The organism is Sphaerimonospora mesophila (genome assembly GCF_001417795.1).
In the GTDB taxonomy this organism is placed as follows: domain Bacteria; phylum Actinomycetota; class Actinomycetes; order Streptosporangiales; family Streptosporangiaceae; genus Sphaerimonospora; species Sphaerimonospora mesophila.
The window spans coordinates 178,563-196,066 of sequence record NZ_BCBX01000032.1 but is presented as its reverse complement, the minus strand read 5'-3'; the positions used below and the strand labels follow the sequence as shown (position 1 = coordinate 196,066).

General features: G+C 70.9%; 18 protein-coding genes. 4 read left to right on the top strand and 14 right to left on the bottom strand.

The annotated features are described in order from the left end of the window. Positions 1-23: 23 nt before the first annotated feature. From hemB to AP234_RS08545, 5 genes are read right to left on the bottom strand one after another with little or no spacing between them, the layout of a single operon-like run. The gene (hemB, locus tag AP234_RS08565) at positions 24-1,010 is read right to left on the bottom strand and encodes a porphobilinogen synthase (protein ID WP_055479042.1); all 987 of its coding nucleotides are present in this window, start codon (positions 1,008-1,010) and stop codon (positions 24-26) included. Positions 1,011-1,017: 7 nt separating this feature from the next. Beyond that, a complete protein-coding gene (locus AP234_RS08560) occupies positions 1,018-2,604 on the bottom strand; it encodes a uroporphyrinogen-III synthase (protein ID WP_055479041.1) in 1,587 nt (528 codons plus the stop codon). Beyond that, positions 2,601-3,524 carry a hydroxymethylbilane synthase gene (gene hemC, locus AP234_RS08555; RefSeq protein WP_055479040.1) on the bottom strand — a complete coding sequence of 308 codons (924 nt, stop codon included), beginning with the start codon at positions 3,522-3,524 and terminating at the stop codon, positions 2,601-2,603. The genes AP234_RS08560 and hemC overlap by 4 nt, the downstream gene beginning before the upstream one ends. Beyond that, complete coding sequence (locus AP234_RS08550; RefSeq protein ID WP_055479039.1) at positions 3,521-4,870, bottom strand: glutamyl-tRNA reductase; 1,350 nt, start codon at positions 4,868-4,870, stop codon at positions 3,521-3,523. Before AP234_RS08550 ends, hemC begins: the two co-directional genes overlap by 4 nt. Positions 4,871-4,895: 25 nt before the next feature. Next, positions 4,896-5,561, bottom strand: a complete 666-nt coding sequence (locus AP234_RS08545; protein ID WP_055479038.1) for a redox-sensing transcriptional repressor Rex — start codon at positions 5,559-5,561, stop codon at positions 4,896-4,898. A gap of 149 nt (positions 5,562-5,710) precedes the next feature. Here AP234_RS08545 and AP234_RS08540 point away from each other — a divergent pair, with 149 nt between their 5' ends. After that, entirely contained in the window at positions 5,711-5,944 is a 234-nt protein-coding gene (locus AP234_RS08540) for a glutaredoxin family protein (RefSeq protein ID WP_055479037.1), read from the top strand. 30 nt (positions 5,945-5,974) lie between these two features. Here the strand turns inward: AP234_RS08540 and AP234_RS08535 are convergent, their stop codons facing one another. Then, positions 5,975-7,648 carry an antibiotic biosynthesis monooxygenase gene (locus tag AP234_RS08535; protein WP_152990308.1) on the bottom strand — a complete coding sequence of 558 codons (1,674 nt, stop codon included), beginning with the start codon at positions 7,646-7,648 and terminating at the stop codon, positions 5,975-5,977. A 97-nt stretch (positions 7,649-7,745) separates the two neighbouring features. Between AP234_RS08535 and AP234_RS08530 the strand changes: the two genes are divergently transcribed. The 3 genes from AP234_RS08530 (at position 7,746) to AP234_RS08520 (ending at position 10,056) form a co-directional block, all read left to right on the top strand. Further along, a complete protein-coding gene (locus AP234_RS08530; protein WP_055479035.1) occupies positions 7,746-8,375 on the top strand; it encodes a sigma-70 family RNA polymerase sigma factor in 630 nt (209 codons plus the stop codon). Positions 8,376-8,448: 73 nt separating this feature from the next. Further along, positions 8,449-9,123, top strand: a complete 675-nt coding sequence (locus AP234_RS08525) for a hypothetical protein (protein ID WP_152990307.1) — start codon at positions 8,449-8,451, stop codon at positions 9,121-9,123. Positions 9,124-9,186: 63 nt separating this feature from the next. Then, positions 9,187-10,056, top strand: coding sequence for an HAD family hydrolase (locus tag AP234_RS08520; RefSeq protein WP_055479033.1), 870 nt, complete (start codon positions 9,187-9,189; stop codon positions 10,054-10,056). A 14-nt stretch (positions 10,057-10,070) separates the two neighbouring features. Here AP234_RS08520 and AP234_RS08515 read toward each other — a convergent pair whose 3' ends face one another. From AP234_RS08515 to AP234_RS08485, 8 genes are all read right to left on the bottom strand, one after another. Then, the gene (locus AP234_RS08515; RefSeq protein WP_055479032.1) at positions 10,071-10,934 is read right to left on the bottom strand and encodes a lysophospholipid acyltransferase family protein; all 864 of its coding nucleotides are present in this window, start codon (positions 10,932-10,934) and stop codon (positions 10,071-10,073) included. Then, the gene (locus AP234_RS08510) at positions 10,931-11,866 is read right to left on the bottom strand and encodes an NAD-dependent epimerase/dehydratase family protein (protein ID WP_055479031.1); all 936 of its coding nucleotides are present in this window, start codon (positions 11,864-11,866) and stop codon (positions 10,931-10,933) included. Before AP234_RS08510 ends, AP234_RS08515 begins: the two co-directional genes overlap by 4 nt. 43 nt (positions 11,867-11,909) lie before the next feature. Beyond that, entirely contained in the window at positions 11,910-12,008 is a 99-nt protein-coding gene (locus AP234_RS34750; protein ID WP_018654693.1) for a 30S ribosomal protein bS22, read from the bottom strand. Between the two features lie 129 nt (positions 12,009-12,137). Further along, positions 12,138-12,341 (bottom strand): helix-turn-helix domain-containing protein, encoded by a 204-nt coding sequence (locus AP234_RS08505; protein ID WP_030456159.1) that lies wholly within the window; start codon positions 12,339-12,341, stop codon positions 12,138-12,140. 302 nt (positions 12,342-12,643) lie between these two features. Next, positions 12,644-13,807 (bottom strand): acetoin utilization protein AcuC, encoded by a 1,164-nt coding sequence (locus tag AP234_RS08500; RefSeq protein ID WP_055479315.1) that lies wholly within the window; start codon positions 13,805-13,807, stop codon positions 12,644-12,646. Between the two features lie 193 nt (positions 13,808-14,000). After that, positions 14,001-15,185 carry an ABC transporter permease gene (locus tag AP234_RS08495; protein ID WP_055479030.1) on the bottom strand — a complete coding sequence of 395 codons (1,185 nt, stop codon included), beginning with the start codon at positions 15,183-15,185 and terminating at the stop codon, positions 14,001-14,003. Further along, a complete protein-coding gene (locus AP234_RS08490) occupies positions 15,182-15,913 on the bottom strand; it encodes an ABC transporter ATP-binding protein (RefSeq protein ID WP_431998301.1) in 732 nt (243 codons plus the stop codon). Before AP234_RS08490 ends, AP234_RS08495 begins: the two co-directional genes overlap by 4 nt. A 133-nt stretch (positions 15,914-16,046) precedes the next feature. Then, complete coding sequence (locus AP234_RS08485; protein ID WP_063842825.1) at positions 16,047-17,486, bottom strand: HlyD family efflux transporter periplasmic adaptor subunit; 1,440 nt, start codon at positions 17,484-17,486, stop codon at positions 16,047-16,049. Between the last annotated feature and the right edge of the window lie 18 nt (positions 17,487-17,504).

Sequence of the window (17,504 nt, the reverse complement as noted above, 5' to 3'; positions counted from 1 at the left end):
CCCCACAATGCACTGATGACCAGTCAGGATAGTCGGCGCGCCATCTCGGTCGCCCAGTAGGTCAAAATCAGGTCCGCACCGGCGCGGCGAATCGCGATCAGCGACTCCATGATGATCCGCTCGCGGTCGATCCAGCCGTTCGCCGCGGCCGCCTCGACCATGGCGTACTCACCGCTGACCTGATAGGCGGCGACCGGCACGTCGACCAGGTCGCGCACCTGGTGCAGGATGTCGAGGTACGCCAGCGCGGGCTTGACCATCACCGCGTCCGCGCCCTCGGCGAGGTCGAGCCGCACCTCGCGCAGCGCCTCACCGACCGGCCCCGCCGGGTCCTGCTGATAGGCGGCGCGGTCGCCGAACTGAGGCGCGCACTCCGCCGCGTCACGGAACGGCCCGTAGAACCCGGAGGCGTACTTCGCGGAGTAGGCCATGATCGGGATCTCGGCGAAGCCGTTCGCGTCGAGCGCGGCCCGGATGGCCGCGACCTGGCCGTCCATCATCCCGCTCGGCGCGACCATCTGGGCGCCGGCCGCCGCCTGGGCGACCGCAGCCGCGGCGTAGCGCTCCAGGGTGGCGTCGTTGTCCACCTCGCCGGTGTCGGTCAGCAGGCCGCAGTGGCCGTGGTCGGTGTACTCGTCCAGGCAGGTGTCGGTCATCACGACCAGCGCCTCGCCCACCTCGCCGGCGATGTCCCGCAGCGCGACCTGCACGATCCCGTCGGGGTCGTCGGCGGCAGAGCCGCGGGCGTCCTTGTGCGCCGGGATGCCGAACAGCATGATGCCGCCGACGCCCGCCTCGGCCGCCTCATGGGCGGCCTTGCGCAGGGACTCCCGGGTGTGCTGCACGACGCCCGGCATCGACACCACCGGCTGCGGCTCGGCGATGCCCTCCTTGACGAACACCGGCAGGATCAGGTCGGCCGGGTGCGGCCGCGTCCCCGCGACCATGCGGCGCATCGGCCCGGTACGGCGAAGCCGGCGCGGCCGAACCTGCGGAAATCGAGCGTCCACTGTGGTCTCACCTCACCCTGCGGCGGGCGCCTCGGCGCATCTGGGACGGCCTGCGCGGCACCTCTCCCGCCGAGACGGCCGCGTGCCGCATCTTCGCTCCGTAGTCCGCCAGCGCGGCCGCGAGCGTGGAGGCCGAGGGCTTCTCGGACATCACGTCGACCCGCAGGCCGAACTCCTCGGCGGTCTTGGCCGTCTGCGGGCCGATCGCCGCGATGACCGTGACGTTGTGCGGCTTGCCGGCGATGCCGACGAGGTTCCGTACGGTCGACGACGAGGTGAACAGCACCGCGTCGAACCCGCCGCTCTTGATCGCCTCCCGGATGGGCGCGGGCGGGGGCGCGGCGCGCACGGTCCGGTAGGCCGTCACGTCGTCGCACTCCCAGCCGAGGCGGGTGAGCCCGGCGACGAGCGTCTCGGTCGCGATGTCGGCGCGGGGCAGCAGGACGCGGTTGATCGGGTCGAGCATCGAGTCGTACGGCGGCCACTCGGCCAGCAGCCCTTCCGACGACTGCTCGCCCGTCGGCATCAGGTCGGGCCGCACGCCGAACTCCACGAGCGCCTGGGCCGTGGTCTCGCCCACGGCCGCGACCTTGAGCCCGGAGAACGCCCGGGCGTCCAGGCTGTACTCCTCGAACTTCTCCCGCACCGCCTTCACCGCGTTGGCGCTGGTGAAGGCGACCCACTCGTAGCGGCCGTTGACCAGGCCCTTGATCGCCCGGTCCATCTGCTGCGGCGTCCGCGGCGGCTCGACGGAGATCGTCGGCACCTCCTCGGGCACCGCGCCGTACGAACGCAGCTGCTCCGACAGCCCCTTCGCCTGCTCCTTCGTGCGCGGCACCAGCACCCGCCAGCCGAACAGCGGCTTGGTCTCGAACCACGACATGCGGTCCCGCTGGGCGACGTTCTCCCCTACAATGATCATCGCGGGCTCGGTCATGCCGGCGTGCTTGAGATCGGGACCGAGGCGGCCGAGGGTGGAGACCACGGTGTACTGCTCGATCGTCGTGCCGTCGCTGGTCACCGCCACCGGCGTGGTGTCCGGCATGCCCGCGGCGATCAGCGCCTTGCCGATCGGTACGGCATCCGCCACGCCGTTGTAGATCACCATGGTGCCGGCGCAGGTCGCGTGCGCGGCCCAGTCGTCCACCTGGGCGGCGTCGACGACCCGGAACTCCGGCACGGCGGTGGCCGGCGGGATGCCCGCGTAGGTCGGCACGGCCGTCGCCGGCGGGACGCCGGGGACGACCTCGAACTCGATGTCGGCCTTGGCGCAGGCCGCGACCTCCTCGGTCACCGAGGAGAAGAACGACGGGTCGCCCGGGCACAGCCGCACGACGGTCCGCCCGGCCTTGGCCTCCTGGAGGATCCGCAGCGACACCGAGTTCTCCGCCGTTTCCGCATCGACGATCTCGACGCCCTTCCGGCAGTGGCGCAGCAGCGAGCCGTACGCCTCGCGGTCCAGGACGACGACGTCCGCCTTGCTCAACAGGTCGGCGCCGCGCAGCGTGAGCAGGTTCTCGTCACCCGGACCGGCGCCGACGAACGCGACGAATCCGGACCGGGACTGTGGACTGTGGTCAATAGCGGGGCTCAATGGGCCTGCTCCCCCATCAACGTGCCGGCCCCTTCGGCGATCATGGCGGTCGCGAGGTCGCGTCCCAGTTCCATGGCCGCAGAAGAAGGTCCGGAGGCGGACTTGCGCACCGACCGGAGACCGTCGACGGCGACGACGGCCGCGGTCAGATTGAGAATGTGCCCGTCACCGGAGGCGAAGGCACCTACCGGTGCCGAGCATCCGGCCTCGAGGGCGGCGAGCACCGAGCGTTCGGCCGTCACCGCCGCCCGCGTGCGCGGGTCGTCGAGGACGTTCAGCAGCTCGATGAGATCGGTACGGCTCGCCAGGCACTCGACGGCGAGGGCGCCCTGCCCGGGGGCGGGCAGCACCTCGTCCACCTCGAACACCTGGGAGATGTCGGCGTCCCGGCCGAGACGGCCCAGTCCGGCGGCGGCCATGACCACGCCGTCCAGCTCGCCGGAGGTGACCTTGCCGATGCGGGTGTCCCCGTTCCCCCGGATGGGGACGTACTCAAGGTCCGGCCTGAGCATGCGGAGCTGGGAGACCCGGCGCGGCGAGCCGGTGCCGATGCGCGCCCCGGCGGGCAGGTCGGCGAACTTGACGTTGCTGACGAGCGCGTCCCTGGGGTCGTCCCGCACCGTGATCGCGGCGAGGGCGATCCGCTCGTCGGGGGTCGTGGGGAGATCCTTCAACGAGTGGACGGCGAAGTCGATCTCCCCCTCGATCAGCTTGTTGCGCAGCTCGCTCACGAAGACGCCGGTCCCGCCGAGCTGGGTCAGATGGGCCCGGGAGACGTCGCCGAACGTGGTGACCCCCACCAGCTGTACGGCCCTGCCGGTGCGGGCGGTCAGCCGGTCGCCGACCCGGCCCGACTGGGTGGTCGCCATCACACTCTTGCGGGTGCCCATCCGCAGGGCGGTTTCCGCCACACCGCTCATTCGTCTGTCTCCATCCTGGAAACGGCTTCCGGAGTCGTGGGATCGAGGTCGAACAACTCGCGAAGCGCCTCGGCATAGTGGCCGCCACCGGGCGAAGCCGCCAGCTTCTTGACCCGTACGGTCGGCTCGTGCAGCAGCTTGTCGACCACCCTGCGTACGGTCTGGGTGACCTCGTCGCGCACCCGCCCGTCCAGCTCCGGCAACCGTGACATCAATCGGCCGATTTCGGCCTCCACCACGCCCGCGGCCATGTTACGCAGCGCTATCACGGTAGGGGTCACCACGGACGCCCGCTCGGCGTCCAGGTAGGCCGCGACCTCCTCGGCGATGATGCGCCGGACATCGCAGATCGCCTGGGTCCGTCCCCCGTCGGAGACCGTGCATTCGGGCAGGCCCCGCCCCCCGTCGGCCGATCCGGCGGCGCCGAGTCCGACCTGCTGCATCGACTCCAGATCGACCAGCGTCACGCCCGGCAGCGCTCGCACACCGGGCTCCACGTCGTGCGGCAGCGCCAGGTCGAGCAGGAACAGCGCGTCGTTCCGGCCCCGCATCGCGGCCTCGACCATGTCCACCGTGATCGACCGGTGGCCCGCCCCCACGCATGAGATGACCAGGTCGGCCTCGGCCAGCTCGGCCGGAACAGCCGCCGGCTCCACGGCCCGCCCGCCGACGGTCTCGGCGAGCCGGGCGGCGCGTTCGAAGGTGCGGTTGGCGATCACGATGTCGGTGACGCCGGCCCTGGCCAGGGTCGCGGCGGCCAGCGAGCTCATCGAGCCCGCGCCGATGACCAGGGCGCGTCTGCCCGCGACCGGGCCGATCACCCGCTCGGCGAGGGTCAGGCCCACCCCGACCAGCGAGGCCCCGGCCCGGTCGATGCCCGTCTCCGCGTGGGCCCGCTTGCCGACGCGCAGCGCGTGCTGGGCGAGCTCGTTGAGCATGGTCCCCGCGGTGCCCTCGTCCTGGGCCAGCCGCAGCGCCGAGCGGATCTGGCCGAGGATCTGCCCCTCGCCGATCACCATGGAGTCCAGGCCGCAGGCGACCGTGAACAGGTGCTGGACCGCGCGCTCCTGGTAGTGCACATAGAGGTGATCGGCGAGCTCCCCGGTCGACAGGCCGGAGTGCACGGTGAGCAGGTTCGTCACCGCCGTCACGCCGCCGTGGAAGCGATCGACGGCCGCGTAGACCTCCACCCGGTTGCACGTGGAGACGACGAGCGCCTCGGACACGTTCTCGTGCTGCCGCACGTCGTGCAGCAGCTTGACGAGCGCGTCACCGCTAACCGTGACACGCTCCAGCACCCCCACGGGGGCGGTGCGGTGGCTGAGTCCGACGGCCAGGAGACTCATGAGTTCGCTCCGTTCGATCGCTCACTCACATGACCACCCCGTCCGCCTTGCGCTGCTCATGAAACGCCAGGATCTGCAATTCGATCGATAAATCGACCTTACGTACGTCCACTCCGTCGGGCACGGAGAGGACGACCGGGGCGAAGTTCAGGATGCTGGTGACACCCGCCGCGATGACCCGATCGCACACCTGCTGGGCCGCGCCCGCCGGTGTCGCGATCACCACGATCGACACCCCACGTTTCTTGATGACCGATTCCAGCTCGTCGATGTGCTCGACGGTCAGGCCCGCGATCCGGTCGCCCACCATCTGCGGATCGGCGTCGAACAGGCCCGCGATCCTGAACCCCCTGGACACGAACCCGCCGTAGTTGGCGAGGGCTCGCCCGAGGTTTCCCACCCCGACGATGGCCACGGCCCAGTCCTGGGTGAGACCAAGCTCACGCGAGATCTGATAGATCAGATACTGGACGTCGTACCCAACTCCGCGGGTGCCGTACGAACCGAGGTGGGACAGGTCCTTGCGCAGCTTGGCCGAGTTGACCCCGGCGGCCGCCGCGAGATCCTCCGAGCTGACCGTCGGCGTGCCCCGCTCGGCCAGCCCGTTGAGCGCGCGCAGGTACAACGGCAGCCGCGCCACGGTGGCGTCGGGGATACCGCGGTCGCGTGCTTGCGGGATACGGCGGGTCACGTGCCGGAGCTCCAGGGGTGAGGACGATTGGACATCAGATTAGTGCCTTTGTGAAGGCATGCACAAAGTCGGCCTGTGTCTCCACTGTCCCAGGAGGGGAGCTCGATCGCGAACTCGGCCCGTACCCTTGGGCCCAATAAGCTGGGAGCATGACGAGGATCACGTTGCTCGGGAAGCCCGGTTGCCATCTGTGCGATGACGCCCGCGCCGTGGTCGAACGCGTGGCCGGGGAGCTCGGGGTGGGCTGGGAGGAGCGCGACATCACCCGATCTCCCGACGACCTCGCCAGGTATTGGGAGATGATCCCCGTCGTCCTGGTCGACGGCGTGCAGCAGGGCTACTGGCGCATCGACGAGGCACGCCTGCGCGCCGCCCTGGCCTAGCGGCCTGGAAGAGCGGCGTAGCGGCCCGGACTAGAAGAGCGCGGTCGGGAGGGGGATGACCTTGGCCGCGTTGACGGTGAGTTCGATGACGTTCGCCGCCAGCACCAGCGCCTGCCGTTCGTTGACGAAGCGCTCCATGTGCGGCTGACGCAGGTGCTCGGTGTAGCCCACCTCGTCCCGGTACAGCTCGTAGACGATCCGCTGGAGCGGCGCCGACTTGACCGCGTGGCAGATGAAGACCAGCGTGTCCGGCTCGTTGCGCCGCACGGCCTCGACCGTCTCCTCCGCCAGCTTGTCGAACGCCTCGCCCGACCCGTCGAGCAGCGTGAACACGGTCAGCAGGCCGTAGATCCCGGGCGCGGGCCGCACCGTACGGTCGCCGTGCATGGCCGCCTGCGCCGTCGAATGCGCCCCGGCGGCGTGCGCCCCCGTCGAATGTGCCCCCGTAGCGTGCGGCCCGGTCGGGCGCTGCCTGGCCGAGGCTCCGCCGAAGCCGACCCCGAAATTCGCCGCGAGCTCCTCGGGGATCGGCGGCGCCTCGGGGCCGGCCGGGGCGTCCGGTACGGACGGAGTCCCGGCCGGCATGCCGTAATCGGGCGAGACCATGAACTGACCGGTGGCGGGGCCGCCGAAGTCGTCCGGCTGAGGCTCGTGGGGAGCGAAATCCTGCTGGGGCTGGTGGTGACTGAAATCCTGCTGGGGCTGGTGGTGAGCGAAGTCCTGCTGGCCGTGCCGGGAAGGGAAGTCGCCCTGGGGCTGCCGGGGGGAGAAGTCGCCCTCCTGCGGGTGGTGGCGCATCCTGGCGGCGTAGTCGATCTCGCTCTGCTCGCCGGCCCGATACTCCGCCACGAGGTCGCCCAGGCCGGACCTGCGCGGGAGCGCACCCCCGGGGCCCGCGGGGGAACCCGCCGAAGCGCTCTGCGGGCCGCTCACCGGATGGGCCGCCGACGAGGCGGCCGAACGGGAGGCCCGGGCCCGCCCCTCGGGGACGTCGTAGCCGTCGTCGTCCTCGTCCTCCTCGTCGTCGTACGGCGCGAGCGGCCGGGCCACGGCGTACCAGATCCCGCCGGCGGTCGCGGCCATGAGCGCCACGATCAGGATCCCGGGGAGTGTGAGCTCCAGCGCGGCCGACAGCGCCATGCCGGCCGGGGCGAGCACGACGGACGCGTTCATGTTGTCGGCGTCGTAGTCGTCTCCGTCGCGCCAGCTCAGCAGGGCGATCGCCAGCGAGATCAGCAGCATCAGGATCACGAGCCCGTGGACGCCCCGCAGCAGCCACTCCGGCCAGATGTCCCAGTGCACGGGGCCGTTGGGAAGCTGCTTGGTGAACTCTCCCGCGAGGGGGTCGAGTAGCATGATCACCGCTCCGACCACCGTCACGGAGATGCCGATCAGCCACCCCGCGAACCGGGCCGAGGCCTTCTCGGCCAGCAGTTGCATCACGCCCACCGCCAGCCACAGCGGCGCCAGCAGCGATCCGGTGATCTGGAGCGCCCGGAAGGTCGGCCCGCCGAAGCCCGCGAGGTGACCGATGGCGATCGCACCGAGTGACAGGGTCAGCGCGCCCGTGGTGATGCTCCATGCGATCAGCCAGCCTGCGGGCTCACCTCGCAGGCGGTTGACGAGCACACCGGTCGTTATCCCGGCGAGCAGGGCGCCGGCGAACGCGAGGAGAGCGACAACGAGTTCCATGGTGGAACCCATGCTGCCGGACAATCCCTTTCCATCGGTAGCCGGTGCCGGGTCCCGTACGGGTAGAGTGTTCGAGCACGCCGACTCCCCTTCCCCCAAGGGATACCGGATGCCGAACACGTGGCCGTTGGCCGGGCTGTCCCCACCAGCCGCCGCCGCCCGCCGCATCACCCGCGAGCGTGAGAACGATCGTGACGAGATGCGAACACTGGTGCTGCGCGCCAAGATGGGCGACAGCGAGGCGTTCGGCATGCTCTACGACCGATATCTGGAACTCGTCTATCGGTACGTCTACTTTCGTGTGGGAAGCCACGCACTCGCCGAGGATCTCACCAGTGAAACCTTCCTGCGCGCACTCCGCGGCATCGCCGATTACACCTGGCAGGGCCGCGACTTCGGCGCCTGGCTGATGACGATCGCCCGCAACCTCGTCACCGACCACTACAAGTCGGGCCGCAACCGCCTCGAGGTGACCACGGCGGAGGTGTTCGACACCCCCCTCGACGGTCGGCACATCCCGGAGAACGCCGTCGTCACGAACATGGTCAACGAGCGTGTGATGCAGGCGATCAAGCAGCTCGGGGCGGAGCAGCAGGAGTGCGTGATCCTGCGGTTCCTGCACGGGATGTCGCTCGCCGAGACCGCGTTGATCATGGGCAAGAAAAGTGGGGCGATCAAGGCGCTCCAGTTCCGCGCGATCAAGTCGCTGGCCCGGGCGCTGCCGAAGGATCTCGATTAGACCTGGCGACCTGCCGTAACTCCAGTGGCGTCACCTCGTTGGGCAAGTGTACGAGTGGCCGATCAAACGGGGGATGGCGGAGAGCGTCATGGGCTGGTGGGAGAACTCACGCCGGGTCGCGGCACGCGTCGCCGATCTCGGCGCGATTCCCGGCCCGAGCCCGGACTTCCGCGCCCGGCTGCGCGCCGAACTGCTTCGCGAGCACGCCGCCGAGCAGGCCGGGAACGCCGCCGCCGCGCCAGGAAGGGCCCGGCTCCGGTCCCGGACGGCCCACCGGCGGTCCGGGCTCCGCTCCGCCCTCGTGTTCGTGCTGCTGCTGGCCGGCATGTTCGCCACCGGGTTCCACACCCATCACGCGATGCCGGGCGACCTGCTCTATCCGCTCAAGCGAGGCGCGGAGTCGACGCTGCTGTCCCTGGCGTACGACGACGAGGACCTGGCCCGGCGGGAGATGGCGGCGGCGCATCTGCGCGCGGCGGAGACGGCCTGCCTCATCCACGAGACCGCGCCGCGGGAGTCGGCACCGGAACTGCACCGGCTCATCTCGCAGGCTCTCGACGACATGGACACCACGACCAAGACCGCGCTGAACCATGTCGTACGCGATGATCCCGGGGAGGCCCGCCGCTTCGTGCGGCAGCAGCGCACGATGGTGGAGCCGCTGCTGCCGAAGCTCGACCGGAAAAATCGCGACAAGGCGCAGAAGTACTTGATCTATATCGACACATTCGCGGTTTCCGGACCATGACACGGCGTCGCCGCTCCGGCTGACGCCCGTCTCACGCACTCTCGGCGGTTAAGCTGATGAGCCATGAGGCGGCTATTGCGACGGCGGGAGGCGGCGGAGATGGCCGGTGAGGTGGCGGCCGCAGCGGCCGTCGCGGCCCCGGCGGTCGAGCCCGACCTCACGGCGGCCGCTTTCTTCGACGTCGACAACACGATGATGCGCGGGGCCTCGATCTACCACTTCGCCCGCGGCCTGGCCGCGCGGGGCCTGTTCACCACCAGGGACCTCACGAAGTTCGCCCTCGGCCAGGCGTGGTTTCGGATCCGCGGGAACGAGAATCCGGAGCACATCGCCAAGGCCAAGGAGATGGCCCTCGCGTTCGTCGCCGGTCTGAAGGTCGACGACGTCGTACGGCTGGGCGAGGAGATCTACGACGAGGTGATGGCCGACCGGGTCTGGGCCGGCACCCGCGCCCTCGCCCAGAGCCACCTGGACGCCGGGCAGCGGGTGTGGCTGGTCACCGCCACCCCGGTCGAACTGGCCCGGGTGATCGCACAGCGTCTCGGCCTGACCGGAGCGCTCGGCACGGTGGCGGAGACCTCCGGCGGCGCCTACACCGGCAGGCTCGTCGGCGACCTGCTGCACGGGCCGGCGAAGGCGGAGGCCATCCGGGCCCTGGCCCGCCGCGAGGGGCTCGACCTGTCCCGCTGCTCGGCCTACAGCGACTCGGCCAACGACCTGCCGATGCTCTCGCTGGTCGGGCATCCCCACGCGATCAACCCGGACAGCGAGCTGCGTGAGCACGCCAGGGAGCACGGCTGGGAGATCCGCGACTTCCGGACGGGCCGTAAGGCCACGATGATCGGCCTGCCGATCGCCGCGACCGCCGGGGCCGTCGCGGGCGGCATCGCCGCCGGCATCGCCCTGCGCCGGCACTACCGTTCCACGTTCTGACCTGGGAGAGGGACTCAGAAGATCCCGGAGAAGGCGGGGCCGCGGCGCACCCGCAGTTCGTTCAGCCGCTGCTGCATGGTCTCCCGAATGTGATCGGTCAGCTCGAAGACCACGGCCGGGTCGTCGGCGTCCTCCGTGTCGTACTCGTCGGTGCGGATCGGCTCGCCGAACTCGATCAGCCACTTCGACGGCAGCGGCACCAGCCCGAACAGACCGAGCCAGGGGAAGAACGGGGTGATCGGCAGGTACGGCAGGCCGAGCATCCTGGCCAGCATCGGCATGTCGCCGATCTTGGGGTAGATCTCCTCGGCCCCCACGATCGAGCAGGGGATGATCGGCACCCCGGCGCGGATCGCCGAGGTCACGAAGCCGCCCCGGCCGAACCGCTGCAGCCGGTAGCGCTCGGAGAACGGCTTGCCGATGCCCTTGAACCCCTCGGGGAACACTCCGACCAGCTCTCCCTTGCGCAGCAGCCGGTCGGCGTCCTCAGGACAGGCCAGGGTGTGGCCGCCCTTGCGGGCCAGGTGGCCCAGGACGGGAAGCTGGTAGACCAGGTGCGCGCCGAGCAGCCGGACCGCGCGGTCCGCCTCGTCGTGCAGCGCGACCTGCAGCATCAGCGCGTCGAGTGGCAGCGTGCCGGAGTGATTGGCCACCACGAGGGCGCCGGAGTCAGCGGGCACGTTCGCCATGCCGAGGGTCTCGACCCGGAACCAGTGCCGGTAGAGCGGCCGCAGCAGCTCGATCATGACCCTGTCGTGGAACTCCGGATCGAAGCCGAACTCGTCGATCTCGTAATCTCCGGAGATCCTGCGCCGCAGGAAGGCGAGCAGCTCGGCGGCCGCCTCGCTCGTGTCCCGGCGTGCCCCCGGCTCGCTCATCGCCGCACCGCCAGGAAGTCGTCGAACGCCGCCGCCGTGTCGTACTTCGGCCGATGGCCGAGCTCGACGGCGAGCCGGGCGGCGTCCACCACCCGTCCATGGGTCAGGAACGCCAACTGCTCCGAGGAGAAGCCGAGGAACCGCAGCGCCGGGGACGGCACCGGCAGCACCGGCCGGCCCGCCCGCCGCGCGCACTGGGACAGGAGCAGCACACCGTCCGCGGCCACGTTGAACACGCCGGGGTGGTCCTCCCGTGCCACGCGGGCCAGCACCTCGACCGCGTCGTCCTCGTGGACGAACTGCAGCCGCGGATCGAACCCGAACACGGTGGGCAGCACGGGCCGGGCGAAGTAGCGGGTCAACGGCGAGTCGACGCCGGGGCCCATCAGGGCGGCGAACCGCAGCGTGGTGGTCACCACGTCGGGCCGCCGCCGGGCGAACCCGCGGACGCTCGCCTCGACCTCGACCGCGTCCTTCTCGTAGCCGTGGTGCGACGCCTCGGCCGGCTCGGTGTCCTCGCTGAACACGGCCGGGGCGTTCGGCGACGAGCCGTAAACGGCCGTGGTGGAGCGCACCACGACCCTGCGCACCGTCTCCGATCGCTGGCACGCCGCCAATAACTGCATGGTGCCGATGACGTTGTGCTCCTTGACGGCTGAGCGGCTCTTCGCCGGGCCGCTCACCAGGCTCAGGTGCACGACGGTGTCGACGTCCGCCGCCGAGATGACCCGCGCCACGTCAGGGCTGCGCAGGTCGACGCGGACGAATTCGGTACGGCCGAGCGGCGGCGCGTCGTCTTCCCGCGACGGGGAAGAGGGCGGCACCGTGTCGACGCCGATGACGCGGTCGACGTCCGGGTCCGCTGCGAGAGCGCTCGCCACTCGCCGGCCGATATGGCGGGAGACCCCGGTGACGAGCACGTTGTGGGTCATCGACGCCTCGCATGAGTGTGGAACAGGTGCGCGCTCCGTCCGGCTACTTCTTGTTACGCCGCTGTATGCGCGTCTTCTTGAGCAGCTTGCGGTGCTTCTTCTTGGCCATACGCTTGCGGCGCTTCTTGATCACAGAGCCCACGGGACCCCCAGGTGAAGGTGGCGGATGTCGAACCGGCGCGCGAGCGCACACCGGCTCAACAGCCTACCGGCGATCCACGGTAGATCGCTCCCCCGGGGACCCCGCGTGGCCGCTGACCAGCGAGCCGCTTCATCCGGCTTCGATGAACGCGTCCCTCAAGTAGTCGTGCACCGCCTGCTCCGGCACTCTGAAGGACCGGCCGACCCTGATTGCCGGCAACTCGCCCGAGTGCACGAGTCGGTACACCGTCATCTTGGACACCCGCATGACAGTGGCCACCTCCGCCACCGTCAGGAACTTCACCTCGCTGAGAGGTCTTTCGCCTGCACCCATCGGACGCCTCTTCCGCACGTGTTTCCGGGTTATCCCCACTGGTGCCATCGCTCACGCACGTGTACTGCTGTCAGCGTAAGTCGGGACTCCGAGTAGGCAAACCCCCCACTTTGCCGCCATCCGACGGCCAAATCGGGAAAGTCGCTGGCAGCAGCCGTACCGCCCCTCACATCACAATGTTGGAACGGACCAACGCCTTACCCTTCAGCCTCGCCCAGGATCACCGAAAAGTTGGCAAACGGCGGGGCCAGGGGTGGAAAAGTGGCGGCGAAATACCCGCATTTGGGGTGTCCGGAATGGGATCAGGGCAGCGGATCCAGGCCATGGAGGGGGAACACGGCGTTCCTGGTCGCCATGATCGCCCGATCGATGGCGTCCGCCGGGTCGTATCCCTCGGAGATCTCGCGCCAGGACGGATCTCGCCCGTCGGTCATGGTCAGCGGCGCCGTCTCCCCCGTCCGCTCAGCGACCAGGGTGCGCCAGCTCTGCGGGGTTCCGGTCCGCGGGTCGAGGGGGGCGCCGGCCACCTCCGCGATCAGATGCGTCCACGTGCGCGGCACGACCCGCACGAGTTCGTAACCTCCGCCGCCGACGGCGATCCAGCGGCCGCCCGCGGTCTCGTGAGCCAGCCGGTGCAGCGCCGCGTAAGCCGTACGCTGGCCGTCGACGCTGAGCATGAGGTTGGCGAGCGGGTCGAGCGCGTGGCTGTCGCAGCCCTGCTGGGTCACGAGCACCTCCGGCGCGAACTCGCGCAGCAGCGGCGGCACGACGGCGTGGAAGGCCCGCAGCCAGCCCGCGTCGCCGCAGCCCGCCGGCAGCGCCACGTTGACCGCGCTGCCCTCGGCGCCCGTCTCCTGCGGGAGGCCGGTCCCCGGGAAGAGCGTGCGCGGGCTCTCGTGCAGGCTGATCGTGAGAACCCGCGGGTCGTCGTAGAACATCGCCTGGACGCCGTCGCCGTGATGGACGTCGATGTCCACGTAGGCGACCCTGGAGGCGCCCTGCGCGAGCAGCCAGGCGATCGCCACGGCCGGGTCGTTGTAGACGCAGAAACCGCTCGCCGCCGCCGTCATCGCGTGGTGCAGCCCGCCCGCCACGTTGACCGCGTGCTCGGCCTCGCCCCGCCAGACCGTCCGTGCCGCCTCCAGCGTCGCCCCCGTGACCAGTGCGGCCGCCGCGTGCATGCCGGTGAAGGTCGGATTGTCCTCCGTACCGAGCCCATGGCGCAGATCGGGACGGCCGGTCCTGGATGCGGTCTTGACCGCCTCGATGTAGTCCCGTTTGTGGACCAGTGCCAGCTCGTCGTCGGTGGCCGGAGCGCAGCCGGCCAGCTCCACCCCGCCGAGCACGCCGAGATCGCGGGCGAGGGCCATGGTGAGCTCGACGCGCACCGGCGCCAACGGATGCCCGGGACCGAAATCGTAGGAAACCAGGGCGTCATCCCAGATGACCCGCACCGCCTGACTCATGTCCACGACCGTACCGTGCCGGGCACGGCTCGCTCGGCGCGGAGTGCGACTCACTGGGCGTCGGGTCGACTCACTCGGAGCGGAGTGCGACTCACTCGGCGTCGGGTCGACTCACTCGGAGCGGAGTGCGACTCACTCGGCGTCGGGTCGACTCACTCGGAGCGGAGTCCGACTCACTCGGCGTCGGGTCGACTCACTCGGAGCGGAGTGCGACGACCGGGTCGAGGCGGCCGGCCCGCCGAGCCGGCGCGACCCCGAAGAAGACGCCGACCCCGGCCGAGACCCCGAACGCGAGCGCGATCGACCACCAGGTGATCACGGCCGGCACCGGGGTGAGCGCCCCGATCAGCAGCGCCCCGCCCACGCCGAGGGCGATGCCGATCGTGCCGCCGATGGTCGTGAGCAGCACCGCCTCGATGAGGAACTGCCCGAGGATGTCCCGCTGGCGGGCGCCCAGAGCCTTGCGCAGGCCGATCTCCCTGGTCCGCTCCCGCACCCCGACGAGCATGATGTTGGACACCCCGACGCCGCCGACCAGCAACGAGATGCCGGCGATGGCGGCCAGCACCCCCGTGAGCATGCCGAGCACCGTGCCGATCGTACCGAGGAGCTGCGTCTGGGTGACGGCCGAGAACTTCTCGTCGGGATATCGCTGCTCCAGCGCGGAGACCACCCGGCCGCGCAGCCGGTCGATCTCCTCCGGGCCCGACGCGCCCACCGCGATGCCGTTGATCCGGTCGAGCCCGATGAGCCGCTGCGCCGTGGTGACCGGGATGTGCACCTCCTGGTCGCGAGCGACGCCGAAGGTGGAGCCGACCGTCTCGTAGACCCCGACCACGCGGAACCGCACCCCGGCGATCGTCACCTGACGTCCCACCGGATCGACGTCGCCGAACAGCTTCCTCGCCGCCTCCGCGCCCAGGACGGCCACCCGGCGCCGGGTGTCGACATCGGTCCCGCCGAGGTAGCGGCCGCGATGCAGGGGCCGCTCGAATATGCCCGGCATGTACTCGTCCGTGCCGGTGATCGTGGCGAATACCTCGGTGCGTCCGACCCGGACCGGCTCGCCCGAGTTGACGGCCACCGTCACCTTCGCCGGGTCGCCGACCACCCTCCTCAGATAGGCCACGTCCGCCAGGTCGAGGCGGCTCTGCGTCGGGACGGCCCCCAGGCCCACCTCACCGGGCACCACCAGGATGATGTTGCTGCCCAGCCCGGCGATCTCCTTCTCCACCGCGTTCTTGGCGCCGGTCCCGATGGCGACCAGGATCACCACCGCCAGCACGCCGATGATCACGCCGAGCATGGTGAGCACGGTGCGCAGCCGGTTGACCCGGAGGGCCTCGACCGCCATCCGGAGCGCCTCGGCCGCCCTCACCGCGCACCTCCGTCGTGCCGGGCCGTACGGGCGGCCGTGTCGAGCTCCACGAGCCCGTCGCGGACGCGGATCTGGCGACGCGCCCGGGCCGCGACCTCCTGGTCGTGGGTGACCAGCACGACCGCGACGCCGCCCTCGGTGTTGAGTCGTTCCAGGAGGGCCATCACCTCCTCGCCGTTGCGCGAGTCGAGGTTCCCGGTCGGCTCGTCGGCGAGCAGCACCTGCGGATCGCCCACCAGCGCGCGTGCGATGGCCACCCGCTGCTGCTCGCCTCCGGACATCTGGGACGGCCGGTGTCCGAGCCGGTGCCCCAGCCCGACCGCCTCGAGCGCGGCCCGCGCCCGCGCCCGCCGCTCCGGCTTCGGTACGCCCCGGTAGACGAGCGGCAGCGCGACGTTGTCCAGCGCCGTGGTGCGGGCCAGCAGGTGGAACGACTGGAAGATGAAGCCGATGGCCCGGTTGCGCAGCTCGGCCAGCCGGGTGTCGTCGAGCGTGGACACGTCCACCCCGCCGACCCGGAGCAGCCCGGACGTCGGCCGGTCGAGGCAGCCGAGCAGGTGCATCAGCGTCGACTTGCCCGACCCCGACGGCCCCACGATCGCCACGAACTCCCCCTGGCCGATGCGCAGGGTCACGCCGCGCAGCGCGTCGACGCGGACGCCGCCGTCGAGCGGATAGGAGCGGACGAGGTCGACGGCATCGAACGCCGGCGCGGACTGCAAGATCACGGATGGCTCCGATGCGGGTCGCGCCGTGTCTCTGCGAGAATCTGCAAGATCACCGCACATGTCGCCCCAGGTCACCGGCCTTTCCTGCGAGAAATTGCAAGATCACCACAACGGGGGTCGGTGGTGGTGGGTGTCATGGGAGGGGCTGACCGGGGGTGACGGCGTCGGCGCCTTTGATCACGATGCGCTCGCCCGGCGACACCCCGTCGAGGATCTCGACGACCGCGTCCCCCTGCGCGCCCAGGCGGACCACGCGGCGCTCGGCCCTGCCGTCCCGCACGGCCCAGACGATCGTGTCCCTGTCGCTGGTCGCGACAGCAGAGGCGGGTACGGCCACCGCGTCGGGAGACCGCCGCACGGTGAGCCGGACCACCGCGCTCATGCCGGGCTTCGGATCGGGTGCGGCGGCGCCGCCGTCGTAGGTCCCCTTGCCGAGTTCGAGCCGTACGGGATAGCTGACCCCGCCGGTCGCACCCTCCTTGGGCGAGACGCCGACGCCCACCACGGTGGCGGGGTAGCTCGCACCGGTCACCGCGTCGAGCTCGACCTGGGCCGGGGTCCCCTTGTCGACCAGCAGCACGTCGGTCTCGTCAACGTCGGCGGAGAGCGTGAGCGTGGAGACGTCGGTGACCGTGACGACGGCGTCCCCGGCGGAGACCGGCACCCCGGTGGCGATGACCCCGGCCGATCGGCCGCCGCCCGGAGCCGCCAGGCGGCCGCTCAGCGCGCCGAGGTCGAGTGAGCCGGCCGTCCCGCCGGCGCCGCCGAGCGCGGCGCCCAGACCGCCGATGCCCGCCGTGCCGCCGGCGGAGGGTCCGCCGAGCGTGACCACGCCGCCGAACGGCGCCCGGATGACCAGCGCGCTCACGGTCCGCCTGGCGGCGAGCACGGCCGCCCTGGTCTGCGATCGCGATGCCTCCTGGAGCGACGACAGGGAGGCGGCCAACCCGTTCAGCCCGGATCGCAGCTGCCCGGTCAGCTGTCCTGTCACCTGCGAGAGCGCCTGTTCGAGCGATCGGTTGAGGCCCGCGACCACCTGGTCGAGAGCCCGCCGCTGGGCCCGGTGCCGTTCCTGGGCCTCATCGATCGCGGTCAGCAGCCGGTCCCTCATCACCCGGTCGTCGACCGCCTTCACCGCCTTCCTGGCCTTGGCGAAGGACAGCGCGACCTGTGACTCCAGCGAGGCCGAGGACAGGCTGAGGTGCGGCAGCCGTACGGCCGCCGCCTGGGCGCCCGCGCCCCCCATGGAGATCGGCCTGGCCGCCTTCCTGTCGGCCTTCCGCGCCTCGGCGAGCTGCTCCTTCGCCTGGGGGGAGCTGATCCGCGCCAGGATCTGGCCCTTTTTCACGGTGTCGCCGTCCTGGACGTACAGGGCGGCCACGGTGCCGGAGGCGGGGGCCGTCAGCGTGGCGGCGGCCCGCGCCGCGACGGTGGCGGGGGCCTCGACGACCTCGCTGACCGATGCGCGGGTGACCGTGCCGAGCACCGCCGTCGCCGGTTCCGCCGAGGTGCACCCGGCGACCAGGAGAGGCGCAACGGCGAGCAACGGGAAAAGTCCGCGACGAAGCCTCACCGATCAATGGTAAAGGGA